Genomic DNA, 16,974 nt, shown 5'->3' with positions numbered 1-16,974 from the left:
CGGCTAGAATCCCTGCCAATTCTGGGAGTTTCCGGCCGTATCGGCCGGTATCTGTATGGATCGCGAAGGGGAAGGCATGTCAGACGCCAGAGGCGCTTTTCATTCCAAAGGTCGCTGGTCGCGGATGGCGCTGCCCGCCATCCTGTGCGCCAGCCTGCTTGTCGGTTGCGGCGCCGAGCCGCCCGCCGAGGAACACGTCCGTGTGCTGGCGCAGACGGTGAAGATGGCCGAGTTCGCCTCGGCCACCTCGATCACCGGCGACATCCAGGCACGGGTACAGGCCGACCAGTCGTTCCGTGTCGGCGGCAAGATCGTCGAGCGCCTGGTCGATGTCGGCGACCACGTCGCGGCTGGCCAGGTGCTGGCGCGGCTCGACCCGCAGGACCAGCGCAGCAACGTGGAGAACGCCCAGGCGGCGGTCGCCGCGCAGCAGGCGCAGTCGAAGCTCGCCGACCTCAACTACCAGCGGCAGAAGGCGCTGCTGCCCAAGGGCTACACCAGCCAGAGCGAGTACGACCAGGCGCTGGCCTCGGTGCGCAGCGCGCAGAGTTCGCTGAAGGCCGCCCAGGCGCAGTTGGCCAACGCCCGCGACCTGCTTTCCTATACCGAGCTGCGTGCCTCCGACGCCGGGGTCATCACCGCCCGCCAGGCCGAGGTCGGCCAGGTGGTGCAGGCCACCGTGCCGATCTTCACCCTGGCCCGCGACGGCGAGCGCGACGCGGTGTTCAACGTCTACGAGTCGTTGTTCAGCCACGATGTCGACGGCCAGCGGATCACCGTCAGCCTGCTCGGCAAGCCGGAAGTCACCGCCAGCGGCAAGGTCCGCGAGATCACCCCGACGGTGGACGAGCGCAGCGGTACGCTGAAGGTCAAGGTCGGCCTCGACTCGGTGCCGGCGGAAATGAGCCTCGGCAGCGTGGTCAACGCCAGCGTCGCCGCGCCGGCCGCGCACAGCGTGGTGCTGCCCTGGTCGGCGCTGTCCAAGGACGGCGAGCAGCCGGCGGTCTGGTTGCTCGATCAGGAAAGCAAGGTGCGCCTGCAACCGGTGCGGGTGGCACGCTACGCCAGCGAGAAGGTGGTCATCGACGGTGGCCTGGAGGCGGGCCAGACGGTGGTCACGGTGGGCGGCCAACTGCTCCATCCGGGCCAGGTGGTCGAGGTGGCCCAGCCGCCGCAGCCGACCCAGAGCACCGCCAGCCGCGACGCCGTGGGCGGAGGCCAGCCATGAAGCCGTTTTCCCTCGCCGGCCTGTTCGGCTTCGCCCTGCTCCTCTCCGGCTGCGGCGACGAGCCGCCGCCGGCACCGCCGCGGCCGGTGCTGACGGTGACCGTGAAGACCCTGAAGAACGACGACCTCGGTCGCTTCGCCGGGAGCATCCAGGCGCGCTACGAGAGCGTGCTCGGCTTCCGCACCAACGGACGGATCGCCTCGCGCCTGTTCGACGTCGGTGACTTCGTCGGCAAGGGCGCGCTGCTGGCAACCCTCGACCCCACCGACCAGCAGAACCAGTTGCGCGCCAGCCAGGGCGACCTGGCCAGCGCCGAGGCGCAGTTGATCGACGCCCAGGCCAATGCCCGGCGTCAGGAAGAACTGTTCGCCCGTAGCGTCACCGCCCAGGCGCGCCTGGACGATGCGCGGACCCGCCTGAAGACCAGCCAGGCCAGCTTCGACCAGGCCAAAGCGGCGGTGCAGCAGGCCAGGGACCAGCTTTCCTACACGCGCCTGGTGACCGATTTCGACGGCGTCATCACCACCTGGCACGCCGAGGCCGGGCAAGTGGTCAGCGCCGGCCAGGCGGTGGTCACCCTGGCCCGGCCCGAAGTGCGCGAGGCGGTCTTCGACCTGCCCACCGAGGTCGCCGAGAGCCTGCCGGCCGACGCGCGCTTCCTGGTCAGCGCCCAGCTCGACCCGCAGGCCAGGACCACCGGCAGCATCCGCGAGCTGGGTCCGCAGGCCGACGCCTCGACCCGCACCCGTCGCGTGCGCCTGAGCCTGGCGCAGACGCCGGAGGCGTTTCGCCTCGGTTCGACCATCCAGGTCCAGCTGAGCAGCGCCGGTAGCGTGCGCAGCGTGCTACCGGCCAGCGTGCTGCTGGAGCGGGACGGCAAGACCCAGGTCTGGGTCGTCGATGGGAAACAGTCCAGCGTGGCCCTGCGCGAGGTACAGGTGCTCAGCCGCGACGAACGCCAGGTGGTGATCGGACAGGGCCTGGCCGACGGCGACCGGGTGGTCCGCGCCGGAGTCAACAGCCTCAAGCCCGGCCAGAAGATCAAACTCGACGAGGATGCGCGATGAAGGGCGGTTTCAACCTGTCGGACTGGGCCCTGCGCCACCAGTCCCTGGTCTGGTACCTGATGGCGGTATCGCTGGTGATGGGCGTGTTCTCCTACCTCAACCTGGGGCGCGAGGAGGATCCCTCGTTCGCCATCAAGACCATGGTCATCCAGACCCGCTGGCCGGGCGCCACGGTGGACGACACCCTGGAGCAGGTCACCGACCGCATCGAGAAGAAGCTCGAGGAGCTGGACTCGCTGGATTACGTGAAGAGCTACACGCGACCCGGCGAATCGACGGTCTTCGTCTACCTGAAGGACACCACCAAGGCCGGCGACATCCCGGATATCTGGTACCAGGTGCGCAAGAAGATATCCGACATCCAGGGCGAATTCCCCCAAGGCATCCAGGGACCGGGTTTCAACGACGAGTTCGGCGACGTGTTCGGCAGCGTCTACGCCTTCACCGCCGACGGCCTGGACTTCCGCCAGCTGCGCGACTACGTGGAGAAGGTGCGCCTGGACATCCGCTCGGTGAAAGACCTGGGCAAGGTGCAGATGATCGGTGCGCAGAACGAGGTCATCTACCTCAACTTCTCCACCCGCAAGCTGGCCGCCCTCGGTCTCGACCAGCGCCAGGTCGTGCAGAGCCTGCAAGCGCAGAACGCGGTGACCCCGTCCGGCGTGGTCGAGGCCGGCCCCGAGCGCATCTCGGTGCGCACCTCCGGCAACTTCCGTTCGGAAAAGGACCTGCAGGCGGTCAACCTGCGGGTCAACGATCGTTTCTACCGGCTGTCCGACCTGGCCAGCATCAGCCGCGATTTCGTCGACCCGCCGACCTCGCTGTTCCGCTACAAGGGCGAGCCGGCCATCGGCCTGGCGGTGGCGATGAAGGAGGGCGGCAATATCCTCGAGTTCGGCGAGGCGCTCAATGCGCGCATGCAGGAGATCACCGGCGAACTGCCGATCGGGGTCGGCGTGCACCAGGTGTCGAACCAGGCCCAGGTGGTGAAGAAGGCGGTCGGCGGTTTCACCCAGGCGCTGTTCGAGGCGGTGGTGATCGTCCTCATCGTCAGCTTCGTCAGCCTTGGCCTGCGCGCCGGGCTGGTGGTGGCCTGCTCGATCCCGCTGGTGCTGGCGATGGTCTTCGTGTTCATGGAATACACCGACATCACCATGCAGCGGGTTTCCCTCGGCGCGCTGATCATCGCCCTCGGCCTGCTGGTGGACGATGCCATGATCACCGTGGAGATGATGATCACGCGCCTCGAACTGGGCGACTCGCTGCACGACTCGGCGATCTACGCCTACACCTCGACGGCCTTCCCGATGCTCACCGGGACCCTGGTGACGGTGGCCGGCTTCGTGCCCATCGGGCTCAACGCCAGCTCCGCCGGCGAGTACACCTTCACCCTGTTCGCGGTGATCGCCGTGGCCCTGCTGCTGTCGTGGATCGTCGCGGTGCTGTTCGCCCCGGTGATCGCCGTGCACATCCTGCCGAAGACTCTCAAGCACAAGTCGGAGCAGAAGAAGGGGCGCATCGCCGAGCGTTTCGACAGCCTGCTGCACCTGGCGATGCGCCGGCGCTGGACGACCATCTTCCTCACCGCGCTGCTGTTCGGCGTGTCGCTGTTCCTGATGAAGTTCGTCCAGCACCAGTTCTTCCCGTCTTCCGACCGTCCGGAACTGCTGGTCGACCTCAACCTGCCGCAAAACAGCAGCATCCACGAGACCAGGGCGGTGATGGACCGCCTGGAAGCGACGCTGAAGGACGACGAGGACATCGACCACTGGAGCGCCTACGTCGGCGAAGGCGCGATCCGCTTCTACCTGCCGCTGGACCAGCAGTTGCAGAACAACTTCTATGGCCAACTGGTGATCGTCACCAAGGACCTGGAGGCCCGCGAGCGCGTCGCCGCGCGCCTGCGCGATCGCTTGCGCAAGGACTACGTCGGCATCAGCACCTACGTGCAGCCGCTGGAGATGGGGCCGCCGGTGGGACGGCCGATCCAGTACCGGGTCAGCGGACCGCAGATCGACAAGGTCCGCGAGTACGCCATGGGCCTGGCCGGCGTGCTCGACGGCAACCCGAACATCGGCGATATCGTCTACGACTGGAACGAGCCCGGGAAGATGCTCAAGATCGACATCGCCCAGGACAAGGCGCGCCAGCTCGGGCTGTCCTCCGAGGACGTGGCGCAGATCATGAACAGCGTGGTGACCGGCAGCGCGGTGACCCAGGTGCGCGACGACATCTACCTGGTGAACGTCATCGGTCGCGCCGAGGATAGCGAGCGCGGCTCGCTGGAGACCCTGGAGAGCCTGCAGATCGTCACGCCCAGCGGCACCTCGATCCCGCTCAAGGCGTTCGCCAAGGTCAGCTACGAGCTGGAGCAGCCGCTGGTGTGGCGCCGCGACCGCAAGCCGACGATCACGGTGAAGGCGTCGCTGCGCGGCGAGATCCAGCCCACCGACCTGGTCGCCCGGCTGGCGCCGGAGGTCAAGCGCTTCGCCGACGGCCTGCCGGCGAACTACCGGATCGAAGTGGGCGGCACGGTGGAGGAGAGCGGCAAGGCCGAGGGCCCGATCGCCAAGGTGGTGCCGCTGATGCTGTTCCTCATGGCGACCTTCCTGATGATCCAGTTGCAGAGCGTGCAGAAGCTGTTCCTGGTGGCCAGCGTCGCGCCGCTGGGGCTGATCGGGGTGGTCGCGGCGTTGCTGCCGACCGGCACGCCGATGGGCTTCGTGGCGATCCTCGGGATTCTCGCGCTGATCGGCATCATCATCCGCAACTCGGTGATCCTGGTGACCCAGATCGATGCCTTCGAGAAAGACGGCAAGACGCCCTGGGAAGCCGTGCTGGAAGCCACCCACCACCGCACCCGGCCGATCCTGCTGACGGCGGCGGCGGCCAGCCTGGGGATGATCCCCATCGCCCGCGAAGTGTTCTGGGGGCCGATGGCCTATGCGATGATCGGCGGCATCGTCGCCGCCACGCTGCTCACGCTGATCTTCCTGCCGGCGCTGTACGTCGCCTGGTACCGGATTCCGGAACCGGGACGCTGAGCGCGACGGAAGGGGAAGGGGGCGCCGCCGTAGCAGAGTCTGTGCGGGGGGGAAGGAGAGCGGACGGCGGGTGGGCCATCCGCCCCGACGCCGGGCAGGGTATGCCCGGCGTTGCTACGGCGACGGCGGCCAGTATAGGCAGCCCGGCGCCAGGGAAAATCCGACCAATTTACGAATCTGTTTTGCAACCGAGGTAATAGTGGACACATTGCAAGGCATGCGCGTGTTCGCCAGGGTGGTGGACAGCGGCAGCTTCACTTCCGCCGCCCAGGCCCTGGACCTGTCCACCGCGCAGGTATCGCGGCTGATCTCCGACCTGGAGGCGCACCTGCAGACGCGCCTGCTGCACCGCACCACCCGGCGCCTGGCCCTGACCGAGGCCGGCGAGCGCTACCTGGAGCGGTGCCGTGGGATCCTCGAGGACATCGAGGTCGCCGAGGCCGAAGCCGCCGGCGCGCACATCCGCCCCTGCGGCCGCTTGCGCGTGCAGTCGCTGATGGGCATGGGCCAGCATCACCTGGTGCCGATGATCGCCCGCTACGGCGCACTGTTCCCCGACGTAGTGATCGAGCTGACCCTGTCCCAGCGCAACCCGGACATGCTCGAGGAAGGCCAGGACGTGCTGATCACCGGCGAGCGCCAGTTGCCCGACTCGGAGTTCGTCGCCCAGCGCCTGGGCAGCATCCACAGCGTACTCTGCGCCAGTCCCGGCTACCTGCAACAGCACGGCGTGCCGCGCTCGGTGGACGACCTGGAGCGCCACGTCTGCCTGCGCCTGCAGGATCCGGCCTACCCGGAGGGCTGGATCTTCGCCGACGAGCAGGGCGAGCGCACCGTCAGCCCGCAGAACACCTTCATGGTCAATGTCGCCGAGGTCATGGCCCAGGCGGCCAAGGCCGACCTCGGCATCGCCCTGCTGCCCAGCTACGTGGCGGCCGCGGCGCTGCGCAACGGCGAGCTGCTACGGGTGTTGCCCGGCCATGCCATGCACGAGCGGACCATCTATGCGCTGTATCCCTCGCGGCGTTACCTGGACGCGAAGATCCGCACCTGGGTCGATCTGTTGCAACAGGAACTTCCCCAGGCATTCGCCCGCGACGAAACCACCATGCAAAGTTCAAGTTACTGGGCACAGTGAAGGATTGTTGTTATTGAGGTAATACTCTCTCGTCTGTTTGGCTATTTTTCCGAGCATGGCGGTTAACTAATATGGCGCCTGTCCCAAGTGAACAGGGTGTCATCGGAGACCCGCCATGAATCGCCAGATCCTTGCTGCCGCCATACTCAGTTTGTTTTCCCTCGCATTTTCCCAGGCCGGTTTCGCCGAAGAGTCCTCGCTGATGACCAACCGCATGGTCGACGCCAACCAGCAGGCCATCGAGCACCAGCAGGAACTTTCCGCCTCCGCCGCGCAGGCCGGGGCCCGCAGCGACTCCTGATCTAGCGCATGGCGCCAGCCGCGCCATGGCTTCCCCCGGGTACTCGGGAAGCGTGAGCCTGGGTACCCTGTCCTTGCGCCGCATATGATATGCGGCGTTTTTTTTGCCTTCCTGACCGTTCGGAGAATTCTTGCAGAATATGTAAAAGACTTTCGTTGGATATCGGGTTTTTCCGATAGTGGCAAAAAAATATAATCGCGCCAGCTCAATGGATAATTGTCGCTGGCTGTCGACGATATTCGTTCTGTCTTCATCGATCTCGCCATGCAAGAGCGGGACGTGGAAAGCCTAAAGCCCGATGAGTCGAAGAGACTTTCAATAGAAGAGTCCGACTGTGTTCCAACCGGTTTCCAGTGTCCGGAAATACACTGGCAAGACTTCCCGACGCCGAACTTTGATTGCTCCTATTCGACGTCTTCTCAAGGCCGCTGATACCAGCGGCCTTTTTTTTCGGGTTGCGCCCGGCTGGGCGCCCCATGGGAGCGATCGCCCGCGCGACGCCAGCAGAAGCGCCGCCGGGAACGACACCACAACACGCTTTCCGGCCTTGCCGGATTTCACCACGCTGTAAGAAGGAGCAACCGCAATGAGGAATCTGTTCGCCTTGACGCCGATGGCGCTGGCGCTGTGCACCGCGTCCGCCGCCTGGGCCGATGAGGGGGAAGCCAAAGAAGGCTTCATCGAAGGCTCCAGCCTCCAATTGCTGACCCGCAACTACTACTTCAACCACGACCGCCGGCACGCTTCCGGGCACGACAGCAAGGAATGGGCGCAAGGCTTCATCGCCACCTTTCAGTCCGGCTACACGCCCGGCGTGGTCGGCTTCGGCGTCGACGCCTACGGCATGCTCGGGCTGAAGCTCGACGGCGGCGGCGGTACCGGCGGCACCAGCATCCTGCCGATCACCGCGCCGAGCAAGGAAGGCTACGAGTCCGGCAAGGCGCCCGATGAGTTCTCCAGTGGCGGGGCGGCGCTGAAGATCCGCGCCTTCGACACCGAGCTGAAGCTGGGCGACCAGTTCCTCAGCAACCCGGTGGTCGCCGGCGGCGAGTCGCGCATGCTGCCGCAGACCTTCCGCGGTGTGAGCCTGACCAACAACAGTTTCGAGGACCTGACCCTCACGGCTGGCCAGGTCAGTTTCACCAAGTACTACAACCAGAGTGGCCACCGCCGCCTTGGCTCGTACTACGGCGAACTGCCGGGCGACCGCGACAGCCATCATCTCAGCTGGCTGGGCGGCACCTGGGGCGGCATCGAGGGCTTCACCAGCAGCCTGTACGCCGCCGAACTGCAGAACGTCTGGAAGCAGTACTACGCCGACGTCGACTACACCTACGAGATCGACGACAACTGGTCGCTGAACCCCGGCGCGCACTACTACAAGACCGTCGACAGCGGCGACTCGCTGCTCGGCCGGATCGACAACAACACCTACAGCCTGCATTTCGCGGTCGGCTACAAGCAACACACCGTCACCGCGGTGCTGCAGAAGGTCAACGGCAACACGCCGTTCGACTACATCAACCAGGGCGACAGCATCTTCCTCGACAACTCGCAGCAGTATTCCGACTTCAACGGTCCCAACGAGAAGTCCTGGAAGCTGCAATACGACTACGACTTCGTCGCCCTCGGCCTGCCCGGCCTGAGCGCCTCTGCCTCGTACTCGCGCGGCAAGCTGGACCTGACCCGGGTCGATCCGGACAGCCCCGGCTACGGCGGCTGGTACAGCGCCGACGGCAAGAACGCCAAGCACTGGGAACGCGACCTCGACCTGCAGTACGTGGTCCAGGGCGGTCCGGCCAAGGACCTCTCGCTGCGCCTGCGCTGGGCCACCCACCGCGGCACCGGCGGCTACAGCGCGGTGGACAACGACATCGACGAATACCGGGTGATCGTCGACTATCCCATCGACGTGTTCTGAGCCCCGCGCGCTGGGCCCTTCGCCGGGCTCAGCGCTGGCGGAACAGTTCGCCGGGAGTGAAGCCGAAGAGTCCCTTGAAGGCGGCGATGTAGGCCGAGGTCGAGTCGTAGCCGCTGTCCAGGGCGGCGCCGGTGACGCTGTCGCCGGCTTCCAGCGCGTTGAGCGAGGCGAGCAGGCGCTGGCGTTGGCGCCAGAGCCGGTAGTTCATCCCGGTCTCGCGCTGGAACAGGCGCGACAGGGTCTTTTCCGAGGTGCCCAGGCGCTGCGCCCAGTCGCCCATGGTCAGGCTCTGGGTCGGTTCGTCGATCAGTGCCTGGCACAGCCGCAGCAGGCGCGGCTCGCGCGGCATCGGCAGGGAGAAGGCGACCTCCGGCAGCAGCCGCAACTGGTCCAGCAGCACCTGCACCAGCCGCGATTCGGCGCTGTCGCCCTCCGGGTAGTCCACCGGCAACTCGCAGAAACTCTTGATCAGCTCGCGCGCCAGCGGCGTCACCTCCAGCACCCGGCAACGCGTCGGCGCCCAGGCGCAGGCGTCGCCACGGATGTACAGGCTGCGCATCTCGGCGCGGGTGGAGGTGACCACCTCGTGTTCCAGTTGCGCCGGAATCCAGATCGCCCGCTGCGGCGGGGCGAAGAAGCTGCCCTCGGCGGTATGCACGCCGAGCACGCCGCTGATGGCGTAGGAAAGCTGCACCCAGGCGTGCCGGTGGCGCGAGGTCCAGGAGCCGGCGCGCAGGCTTTCGGCGCGCGCGTAGACCGGCCGTGGCAGGCGGGCGAGGGTGGGAATCGGGCGGTGCAGTTCCGCAGGCTGTCCGTTCATCGTCATGACTTGGCGTCGTGTCGCTAGTCGGCAGAGTCTGGCAGGGCTAACCTGCCGCCTCAAGTTTCCCGGAGCCCACGCCGATGCTCGACTTCTCCGCCCACGCGCTTCCCTACGCCTCGCAACGTTCGCCGGTCCATGCCCGCCGCGGCATGGTCGCCACCTCGCAGCCGCAGGCGGCGCAGGTCGGGTTGGAGATATTGCGCCGTGGCGGCAACGCCATCGACGCGGCGATCGCCACCGCCGCCGCGCTGACGGTGGTCGAGCCGACCGGCTGCGGGATCGGCGGCGACGCCTTCGCCCTGGTCTGGACCCGCGGCCGCCTGCACGGCCTGGACGCCAGCGGGCGCGCGCCGGGCCTGCTCGATCGCGAGCGGGTGCGCGCCGCCGGCCACGAGCGGATGCCGCTGTACGGCTGGACGCCGGTCACCGTGCCGGGCTGTCCGGCGGCCTGGGCCGAACTGTCGCGGCGCTTCGGCAAATTGCCGTTCGAACAACTGCTGCGGCCGGCGATCGAGCTGGCCCGCGATGGCTTTCCGGTCTCGCCGGTGATCGCCCGCCTGTGGCAAAGCGGCCTGGACAAGTTCCGCGCGGCGTTGCCGCAGCGGCCCGAGCTGCGGGCCTGGTTCGACGAGTTCCTCATCGACGGCCGGGCGCCGCGCGCCGGCGAGGTGTTCCGCCAGCCGGGCCAGGCCGACACCCTGGACGAGCTGGCGCGCAGCCAGTGCGAAAGCTTCTATCGCGGCGAGCTGGCCAGGACCATCGTCGGCCACGCCGAGCGCAGCGGCGGCTACCTGCGCGCGGAGGACCTGGCCGGCTACCAGGCGAAGTGGGTCGAACCGATCTCGCTGAACTACCGTGGCTATGACGTCTGGGAGATTCCGCCGAGCGGCCAGGGCCTGATCGCCCTGATGACCCTGAACATCCTCAAGGGCTTCGAATTCGGCGAGCGCGACTGCGCGCGGACCTGGCATCGCCAACTGGAGGCGATGAAGCTGGCGTACGTCGACGGGCTGCACTACATCAGCCAGCCGCAGTCGATGCGGGTCTCGGTCGAGGAACTGCTGCACGTGGACTACGCGGCCAGCCGCCGCGCGCTGATCGGTGAGCGCGCGCTCGATCCCAGCCCCGGCCAGCCGAAGCCGGGCGGTACGGTGTACCTGGCCTGTGGCGACGAGGAGGGCAACCTGGTCTCGTTCATCCAGAGCAACTACCACGGCTTCGGCTCCGGCGTGGTGGTGCCTGGCACCGGCATCGCCTTGCAGAACCGCGGCGCCGAGTTCAGCCTCGATCCGGACCACGTGAATTGCCTGGAGCCGGGCAAGCAGACCTTCCACACCATCATTCCCGGTTTCCTCAGCAAGGACGGCGTGCCGCTCGGCCCGTTCGGCGTGATGGGCGCCTATATGCAGCCGCAGGGCCACGTGCAGATGGTGATGAACCTGGTGGACTTCGGCCTCAACCCCCAGGCTGCCCTCGACGCGCCGCGCTGGCAGTGGCTGGGCGGGCTGCGCGTCGGCATCGAACATGCCGCGCCGCGCGCGCTGGCGGCGGAGCTGGCGCAGCGTGGGCACCAGGTGGAGATCGCCTACGACTCGACCAGCTACGGGCGCGGCCAGATCGTCCTGCGCGACCCGGCCAGCGGCGTGCTCTGTGGCGGCACCGAGCCGCGCACCGATTCGCAGATCGCGGTGTGGTGAGGGGACCCATGTGGGTGAGGCGGGGAGACCTGTCCGGCGGATAATGCCCAAGGCGTATCCGCCCTGCGGATGGCGAAGCAAGAAGTCCCGGCAGGCATAGGCTGCCAGGCGACCCGTACTCGAGCGCGCTCCGCTACGCGACATCGAGAGCGCCTTCTGGATGTCATGCCACCGGAGTCTCCCAGGCCCTGGCGAATTTACGTCCGGGCGTCCTGAAACCCGACGAAAAACCCCATTCGGGGATGAATTCCGCCCGCCGTCTCTGGCATCATCCGCGCCGCTTCTCGCCCGAACGCCGGGGCGGTGATGTGTAGAAATACCACGCAGTGTTTTGTGTACAAAATCCTACTGATTCTTTTTGTCACAAAACGCTTTTGTGTATCCAGTTTTCTTCGCGCTGCCATCCCAAAGTCGAGCACGCCCCTCCCGACCATGCACCAGCGCAAGGCAGAAACTGTCCTTGGGGTCAGGTTTTTGCCGTCGTAGAGAGGTTGGAGGCATTTCGCCGCCTTTGTCCAGAACACTGAAAAAACAGGCGTTCCCTTCGCCGTTGGAAACCCGGCGAAGCGCCCGCGCCGTCTTGGCTTCGTTCTTGCTATCCATGGCGAGGCCTGACCGCTCGGACAGGTTCGCCCACTAGAAAAAAAGCTATTCACTCCAGGAGCGTTTCAATGAGCCGCACACTCGCCACCGTGATGCTAGCCGGGGGGCTGCTGGCCGCAGGCCAGGCTGTCGCCGAAGACCATGACATGACGCCGACCCACGAGACCGACTCGGGGCCGCTGCTCTGGCACAACGAGAGCCTGACCTACCTCTACGGCAAGAACTTCAAGATCAACCCGCCGATCCAGCAGACCTTCACCCTGGAACATGCCAGCGGCTGGACCTGGGGCGACCTGTTCATCTTCTTCGACCAGATCAACTACAACGGCAAGGAAGACGCCAGCAACGGCAAGAACACCTACTACGGCGAGATCACTCCGCGCCTGAGCTTCGGCAAGCTCACCGGAGCGGACCTCTCCTTCGGCCCGGTTAAGGACGTGCTGCTGGCCGGCACCTACGAGTTCGGCGAAGGCGATACCGAGGCCTACCTGCTCGGCCCGGGCTTCGACCTGGCGATCCCCGGCTTCGACTACTTCCAGCTCAACTTCTACTACCGCAAGCCCGACGGCAACCGTGTGCGCGCCGGCGCCTGGCAGATCACCCCGGTGTGGTCCTACACCATTCCGGTGGGCAACTCCGACATCCTCATCGACGGCTACATGGACTGGGTGATCAACAACAAGAGCGCCAGCACCAGCCGCCGCAACCAGAGCGACTACCACGCCAACCTGCACTTCAACCCACAGGTCAAGTACGACCTGGGCAAGGCCCTCGGCTACGAGGCGAAGCACCTGTACGTGGGCCTGGAGTACGACTACTGGTCCGACAAGTACGGCGTGAAGGACTCGCAGTACTTCACCACCGACCAGAACACCGCCAGCTTCCTGGTCAAGTACCACTTCTGAGTCCGTCGCGCGGGGCTGCCGGCCGGGCCCCGCCAGCGCGCCCCGTCATTGCGCGCCGTGCATCGGCACGGTGCGCGACGGTCGCCTTCGTGGTCCTTGCGTTTGCCTCCCGTTGTTCGCTCGACCCACGCCGGGCGCGCCCTGCAGCCTGAGCGGCAGGAATAAGCTGATCACCTGGACAGCTTTTTGCAGAAGCCGTGCATCCTCCTCCTGTCCGAGGAGCGCCACTTGAGACGGCCCGATGCATAGCGAAGACCAACGCCCCAACGACCTCATCTACGGCCTCGACGACCGGCCGCGCCCGCTTCCCGCCTTCCTTGCCGCGCTACAGCACGTGCTGGCCAGCTTCGTCGGCATCGTCACTCCGCCGCTGGTGATCGGCTCGCTGCTCGGCCTCGGCGAGCACCTGCCGTACCTGATCAGCATGGCGCTGATGGTTTCCGGCGCCGGCACCCTGATCCAGGCGCGCCGGCCGTTCGGCATCGGCGCCGGGATGATCTGCCTGCAAGGCACCAGCTTCGCCTTCCTCGGCGCCGTGCTGGCCGCCGGGATGCTGGTGAAGCAGCGCGGCGGCGGTCCCGAGGAGATCCTCGCGATGATCTTCGGCGTGTGCTTCTTCGGCGCCTTCGTGCAGATCGTCCTCAGTCGGCTCCTCGGCCATCTTCGCCAGGTGATCACGCCGCTGGTCACCGGCATCGTCATCACCCTGATCGGCGTCAGCCTGATCAAGGTCGGCATCACCGACCTCGGCGGCGGAGCCGGGGCCACGGACTTCGGCGCACCGGCCAATCTCGCGCTGGGCGCGCTGGTGCTGCTGAGCATCGTCCTGCTGAACCGCTCGCGCCTGCCCTGGCTGCGCCTGGCCGCCATCGTCATCGGCCTGGCGCTGGGTACCTTGGCGGCCTGGGCGACCGGCCTGTTCGTTCCGCGGGCGCTGCCCGAGCTGCCGCTGGTCAGCCTGCCGCAGCCGTTCCGCTTCGGCTTCGCCTTCGACTGGATGGCCTTTCTGCCGGTGGCGCTGATCTACCTGATCAGCAGCATCGAGACGGTCGGCGACCTGACCGCCAACTGCATGCTCTCGCGGCAACCCCTGGAGGGGCCGGCGTACCTGCAGCGGTTGCGCGGCGGGGTGCTCGGCGACGGCGTCAGTTGCCTGCTGGCAGCCACCTTCAGCGCCTTCCCGAACACCACCTTCGCGCAGAACAACGGGGTGATCCAGCTCACCGGGGTGGCCAGCCGGCACGTCGGGATCTATATCGGCGGCGTGTTGCTGGCGCTCGGCCTGTTCCCCTGGGTCGGCGCGATCCTCCAGCAGATCCCCAAGCCGGTGCTCGGCGGCGCCACCCTGGTGATGTTCGGCAGCGTCGCCGCCGCCGGCATCCGCATTCTCGGCCAGACCGCGATGGACCGCCGCAGCGTGCTGATCATCGCCGCCTCGTTCGGCGTCGGCCTCGGTGTGGCCGCGCAGCCGACCCTGCTCGACCAGATGCCGGCGGTGGTGAAGACCCTGTTCGACTCGGCGATCACCAGCGGCGGCATCACCGCCATCCTGCTCAATCTGCTGCTGCCCGAGGAGCGCGTTGCCGAAGCGGCGCAGGCCAGCGCGAAGGGCGGCGCCCTGGCGCGCTGGCGCAAGCCGCTGGGTTGATACGGGCGTTTGCAAATTTTTCCGCGCCTGGCTTGTGTCCCGCGGCCGGGCTGGGGTATCAACGCGGGGATCACGCCGATGGAAACCTGCGCATGACCCTGACAGTGCCCGCCCACGACCCGGCCTCCCGCGACAAGCCGGCCGGGCGCATCCGCCAGAAGAACGAGGAGGCGATCCTCGCCGCGGCCGAGGAGGAGTTCGCCCGCCACGGCTTCAAGGGCACCAGCATGAACACCATCGCGCAGAACGTCGGCCTGCCCAAGGCCAACCTGCACTACTACTTCGGCAACAAGCTGGGCCTCTACACGGCGGTGCTGAGCAACATCCTCGAACTCTGGGACAGTACCTTCAACACCCTCGGCGTCGACGACGATCCGGCCGAGGCGCTGGCCCGCTACATCCGCGCCAAGATGGAGTTCTCCCGCCGCTACCCGCTGGCCTCGCGGATCTTCGCCATGGAGATCATCAGCGGCGGCGAGTGCCTCACCGCGCATTTCAACCAGGACTACCGCAGCTGGTTCCGCGGCCGCGCCGCGGTATTCGAGGCCTGGATCGCCGCCGGCCGGATGGACCCGGTGGATCCCGTGCACCTGATCTTCCTGCTCTGGGGCAGCACCCAGCACTACGCCGACTTCGCCAGCCAGATCGGCCTGGTCACCGGCCGCAAGCGCATGTCCAGGCAGGACTTCGCCGCCGCCGCCGACAACCTGGTGCGGATCATCCTCAAGGGCTGCGGACTGACCCCGCCGGCGGCCTGAACGCGATGCCGAGCACCCTGCAAGGCCTCGCCGAATACCGCGAGGAAATCCGCAAGAGCCGTTTCCACACCGTCGCCGCGCCGGTGGCCGACGAGGACGAGGCGCAGGCGTTCATCGCCGCCCACCGCGACGCTTCCGCCGGACACAACTGCTGGGCCTGGAAGTGCGGCGCGCAGTACCGCTTCAGCGACGACGGCGAACCCGGCGGCAGCGCCGGGCGGCCGATCCTGGCGGCCATCGAGGGACAGGACATGGACTGCGTGGCGGTGCTGGTCAGCCGCTGGTTCGGTGGCATCAAGCTCGGCACCGGCGGCCTCGCCCGCGCCTATGGTGGCGGCGCGGCCAAGTGCCTGCAGCAGGCGCCGCGCAGCGAGCTGGTCGAGCGCTGCCGGGTGCGCTTCGCCTGTGCCTTCGCCGACCACACGCTGCTCAAGGCGCGCAGCCTGGCGCTGGGCGCCAGCGTGGCGGCCGAAGACTACGGCGCCGACGGCGTCGTCCTGACCCTGGAGTTGCCGGTGGCGCGCTTCGAGGCGCTACAGGCGCTGCTGGTGGACCTCAGCCGAGGCCAGGTGCGGCCGCAGCGGCTGGACGCCTGAGGAGGCTCAGCGCGCTGGAGCCGGGCGGGAAGGGGCAGGAAGCGGCGGGAGCGCGGCGAACACGCATTTGTCGCGGCCGCTGCGCTTGGCGTCGAGCAGTGCGGCGTCGGCGCGATTGACGGTCTGCGAATAGGTTTCGCCGATGCGGTGTTCGGTGACGCCGACGCTGGCGGTGACGCTCAGCGCCTCGGTGCCGACGCGTACCGCCAGGGTCCGTACGCTGTCGCGCACCCGCTCGAGTACCGGGCCGGCATCCTGCAGGCGGGTCTGCGGCAGCAGCAGGAGGAATTCCTCGCCGCCCCAGCGGCCGCAGAGGTCGTATTCGCGTAGCTCGGACTCCATGGCCCGGGCGATTTCCACCAGCACCCGGTCGCCGCTGTCGTGGCCCCAGGTATCGTTGACCTGCTTGAAGAAGTCCACGTCGAGCATCGCCAGCACGTAGCTCTGGCCGTGGCGCTGGGAGCGTTCGTTCTCCTCCCTGAGGCGCTCCAGCAGCATGCGTCGGTTGGGCAGGCCGGTCAGCGGGTCGCGGATCGAGGCTTCCTTCAGCGCCAGGTTGAGGTCGCGCATCATCTGCTGGTAGCGGTCGGAGATCCGCGCCACCTTTTCCAGGCGCCGCAGTTGCTTGTGGTAGCGCTCGGACAGCGACAGGTTCTGCTCCCGCGCCATCGACTGGAAACCGTCGGAGATCCGGGCGATGCGCTCCAGCCGCACCAGTTGCTCCAGCGATTGCTGGCGCAGGCGGGCCAGCGCCTGGTGCAGCGGATGTCCGTGGAACTGCGGATCGGCCAGCAGGCCGTCGATCCAGGCGTCCAGTTCGCGTTCGCGGCTCATCGTCGGCTACTCGTCGTGGGCCTGGATGGCGAAGGGGAAGCTGCAATCCTCGCGGAACTCCTCGGCCAGCTCGGCGACCCGTTCGTTGCGCCGGTCGTAGTGCCAGCGCAGGCTGACCGGGCGACCGCCCTGGTGGGCCTCTTCGAGCAGGTCGAGGATGTCCATCATGGCCTTGATCGAACTGGTGTTCAGGTACAGCAGGCGCAGGTCCAGTTCCAGCGGCCGCTGCCCGTCGGCGAGGAAGCGCTCGACCCAGTCGATCACCTGGCCGAACAGTTCATAGGAGTTTTCCGGGTAGGAATCGCCTTGCATGGACAGGCGTCCGGCCTGCCAGTCGCCCTGGATGGCGGGCGTGGACTGGGTGCCGGGTATGTGCAGGTCACTCATGATGGTGTTCTTCCTAAAACACGG

Annotated in this window: 15 protein-coding genes; 11 read left to right on the top strand and 4 right to left on the bottom strand. The window is 67.1% G+C overall.

Features of this window, described 5'->3' with window-relative positions:
- Nucleotides 1–76 precede the first annotated feature (76 nt).
- From triA to FOC67_RS25120, 6 genes are all read left to right on the top strand, one after another.
- Entirely contained in the window at nucleotides 77–1,228 is a 1,152-nt protein-coding gene (gene triA, locus FOC67_RS25145) for a triclosan efflux RND transporter adaptor protein TriA (protein ID WP_003128363.1), read from the top strand.
- Complete coding sequence (gene triB / locus FOC67_RS25140) at nucleotides 1,225–2,295, top strand: triclosan efflux RND transporter adaptor protein TriB (protein ID WP_003083872.1); 1,071 nt, start codon at nucleotides 1,225–1,227, stop codon at nucleotides 2,293–2,295. The genes triA and triB overlap by 4 nt, the downstream gene beginning before the upstream one ends.
- A complete protein-coding gene (triC, locus tag FOC67_RS25135; protein ID WP_009314970.1) occupies nucleotides 2,292–5,339 on the top strand; it encodes a triclosan efflux RND transporter permease subunit TriC in 3,048 nt (1,015 codons plus the stop codon). The genes triB and triC overlap by 4 nt, the downstream gene beginning before the upstream one ends.
- A gap of 199 nt (nucleotides 5,340–5,538) precedes the next feature.
- Nucleotides 5,539–6,477: a LysR family transcriptional regulator gene (locus tag FOC67_RS25130; protein WP_003083876.1), complete on the top strand. Its 939-nt coding sequence runs from the start codon at nucleotides 5,539–5,541 to the stop codon at nucleotides 6,475–6,477.
- 115 nt (nucleotides 6,478–6,592) lie between these two features.
- Nucleotides 6,593–6,778, top strand: a complete 186-nt coding sequence (locus FOC67_RS25125; RefSeq protein ID WP_003083879.1) for a hypothetical protein — start codon at nucleotides 6,593–6,595, stop codon at nucleotides 6,776–6,778.
- A 586-nt stretch (nucleotides 6,779–7,364) separates the two neighbouring features.
- The gene (locus FOC67_RS25120) at nucleotides 7,365–8,699 is read left to right on the top strand and encodes an OprD family porin (protein WP_003112121.1); all 1,335 of its coding nucleotides are present in this window, start codon (nucleotides 7,365–7,367) and stop codon (nucleotides 8,697–8,699) included.
- A 28-nt stretch (nucleotides 8,700–8,727) separates the two neighbouring features.
- Here the strand turns inward: FOC67_RS25120 and FOC67_RS25115 are convergent, their stop codons facing one another.
- A complete protein-coding gene (locus tag FOC67_RS25115; protein ID WP_003083886.1) occupies nucleotides 8,728–9,525 on the bottom strand; it encodes a helix-turn-helix domain-containing protein in 798 nt (265 codons plus the stop codon).
- Nucleotides 9,526–9,602: 77 nt separating this feature from the next.
- On the opposite strand from FOC67_RS25115, the gene FOC67_RS25110 reads away from it, so the two are divergent.
- Entirely contained in the window at nucleotides 9,603–11,219 is a 1,617-nt protein-coding gene (locus FOC67_RS25110) for a gamma-glutamyltransferase family protein (RefSeq protein WP_003137047.1), read from the top strand.
- A 345-nt stretch (nucleotides 11,220–11,564) separates the two neighbouring features.
- Here FOC67_RS25110 and FOC67_RS25105 read toward each other — a convergent pair whose 3' ends face one another.
- Entirely contained in the window at nucleotides 11,565–11,822 is a 258-nt protein-coding gene (locus tag FOC67_RS25105) for a hypothetical protein (protein WP_123903201.1), read from the bottom strand.
- Nucleotides 11,823–11,890: 68 nt separating this feature from the next.
- On the opposite strand from FOC67_RS25105, the gene FOC67_RS25100 reads away from it, so the two are divergent.
- From FOC67_RS25100 to FOC67_RS25085, 4 genes are all read left to right on the top strand, one after another.
- Complete coding sequence (locus FOC67_RS25100; RefSeq protein WP_003083898.1) at nucleotides 11,891–12,727, top strand: outer membrane protein OmpK; 837 nt, start codon at nucleotides 11,891–11,893, stop codon at nucleotides 12,725–12,727.
- Nucleotides 12,728–12,968: 241 nt separating this feature from the next.
- Nucleotides 12,969–14,375 carry a uracil-xanthine permease family protein gene (locus FOC67_RS25095; RefSeq protein ID WP_009314973.1) on the top strand — a complete coding sequence of 469 codons (1,407 nt, stop codon included), beginning with the start codon at nucleotides 12,969–12,971 and terminating at the stop codon, nucleotides 14,373–14,375.
- Nucleotides 14,376–14,467: 92 nt separating this feature from the next.
- Nucleotides 14,468–15,133 (top strand): TetR/AcrR family transcriptional regulator, encoded by a 666-nt coding sequence (locus FOC67_RS25090; RefSeq protein ID WP_009314974.1) that lies wholly within the window; start codon nucleotides 14,468–14,470, stop codon nucleotides 15,131–15,133.
- A 5-nt stretch (nucleotides 15,134–15,138) separates the two neighbouring features.
- On the top strand, nucleotides 15,139–15,729 hold the full coding sequence (locus tag FOC67_RS25085; RefSeq protein WP_009314975.1) for a YigZ family protein: 591 nt from the start codon (nucleotides 15,139–15,141) through the stop codon (nucleotides 15,727–15,729).
- Between the two features lie 6 nt (nucleotides 15,730–15,735).
- On the opposite strand, the gene siaD is transcribed toward FOC67_RS25085, so the two are convergent.
- Complete coding sequence (gene siaD / locus FOC67_RS25080) at nucleotides 15,736–16,563, bottom strand: biofilm formation regulator diguanylate cyclase SiaD (RefSeq protein WP_003083910.1); 828 nt, start codon at nucleotides 16,561–16,563, stop codon at nucleotides 15,736–15,738.
- Nucleotides 16,564–16,569: 6 nt separating this feature from the next.
- Entirely contained in the window at nucleotides 16,570–16,950 is a 381-nt protein-coding gene (siaC, locus tag FOC67_RS25075; protein WP_003083913.1) for a biofilm formation regulator SiaD modulator protein SiaC, read from the bottom strand.
- Between the last annotated feature and the right edge of the window lie 24 nt (nucleotides 16,951–16,974).

This window comes from Pseudomonas sp. FDAARGOS_761, from assembly GCF_013343155.1.
Lineage (GTDB): Bacteria > Pseudomonadota > Gammaproteobacteria > Pseudomonadales > Pseudomonadaceae > Pseudomonas > Pseudomonas aeruginosa.
Note: the sequence above shows the minus strand (reverse complement) of the source record. Positions and strands in the feature narration are given on the sequence as shown.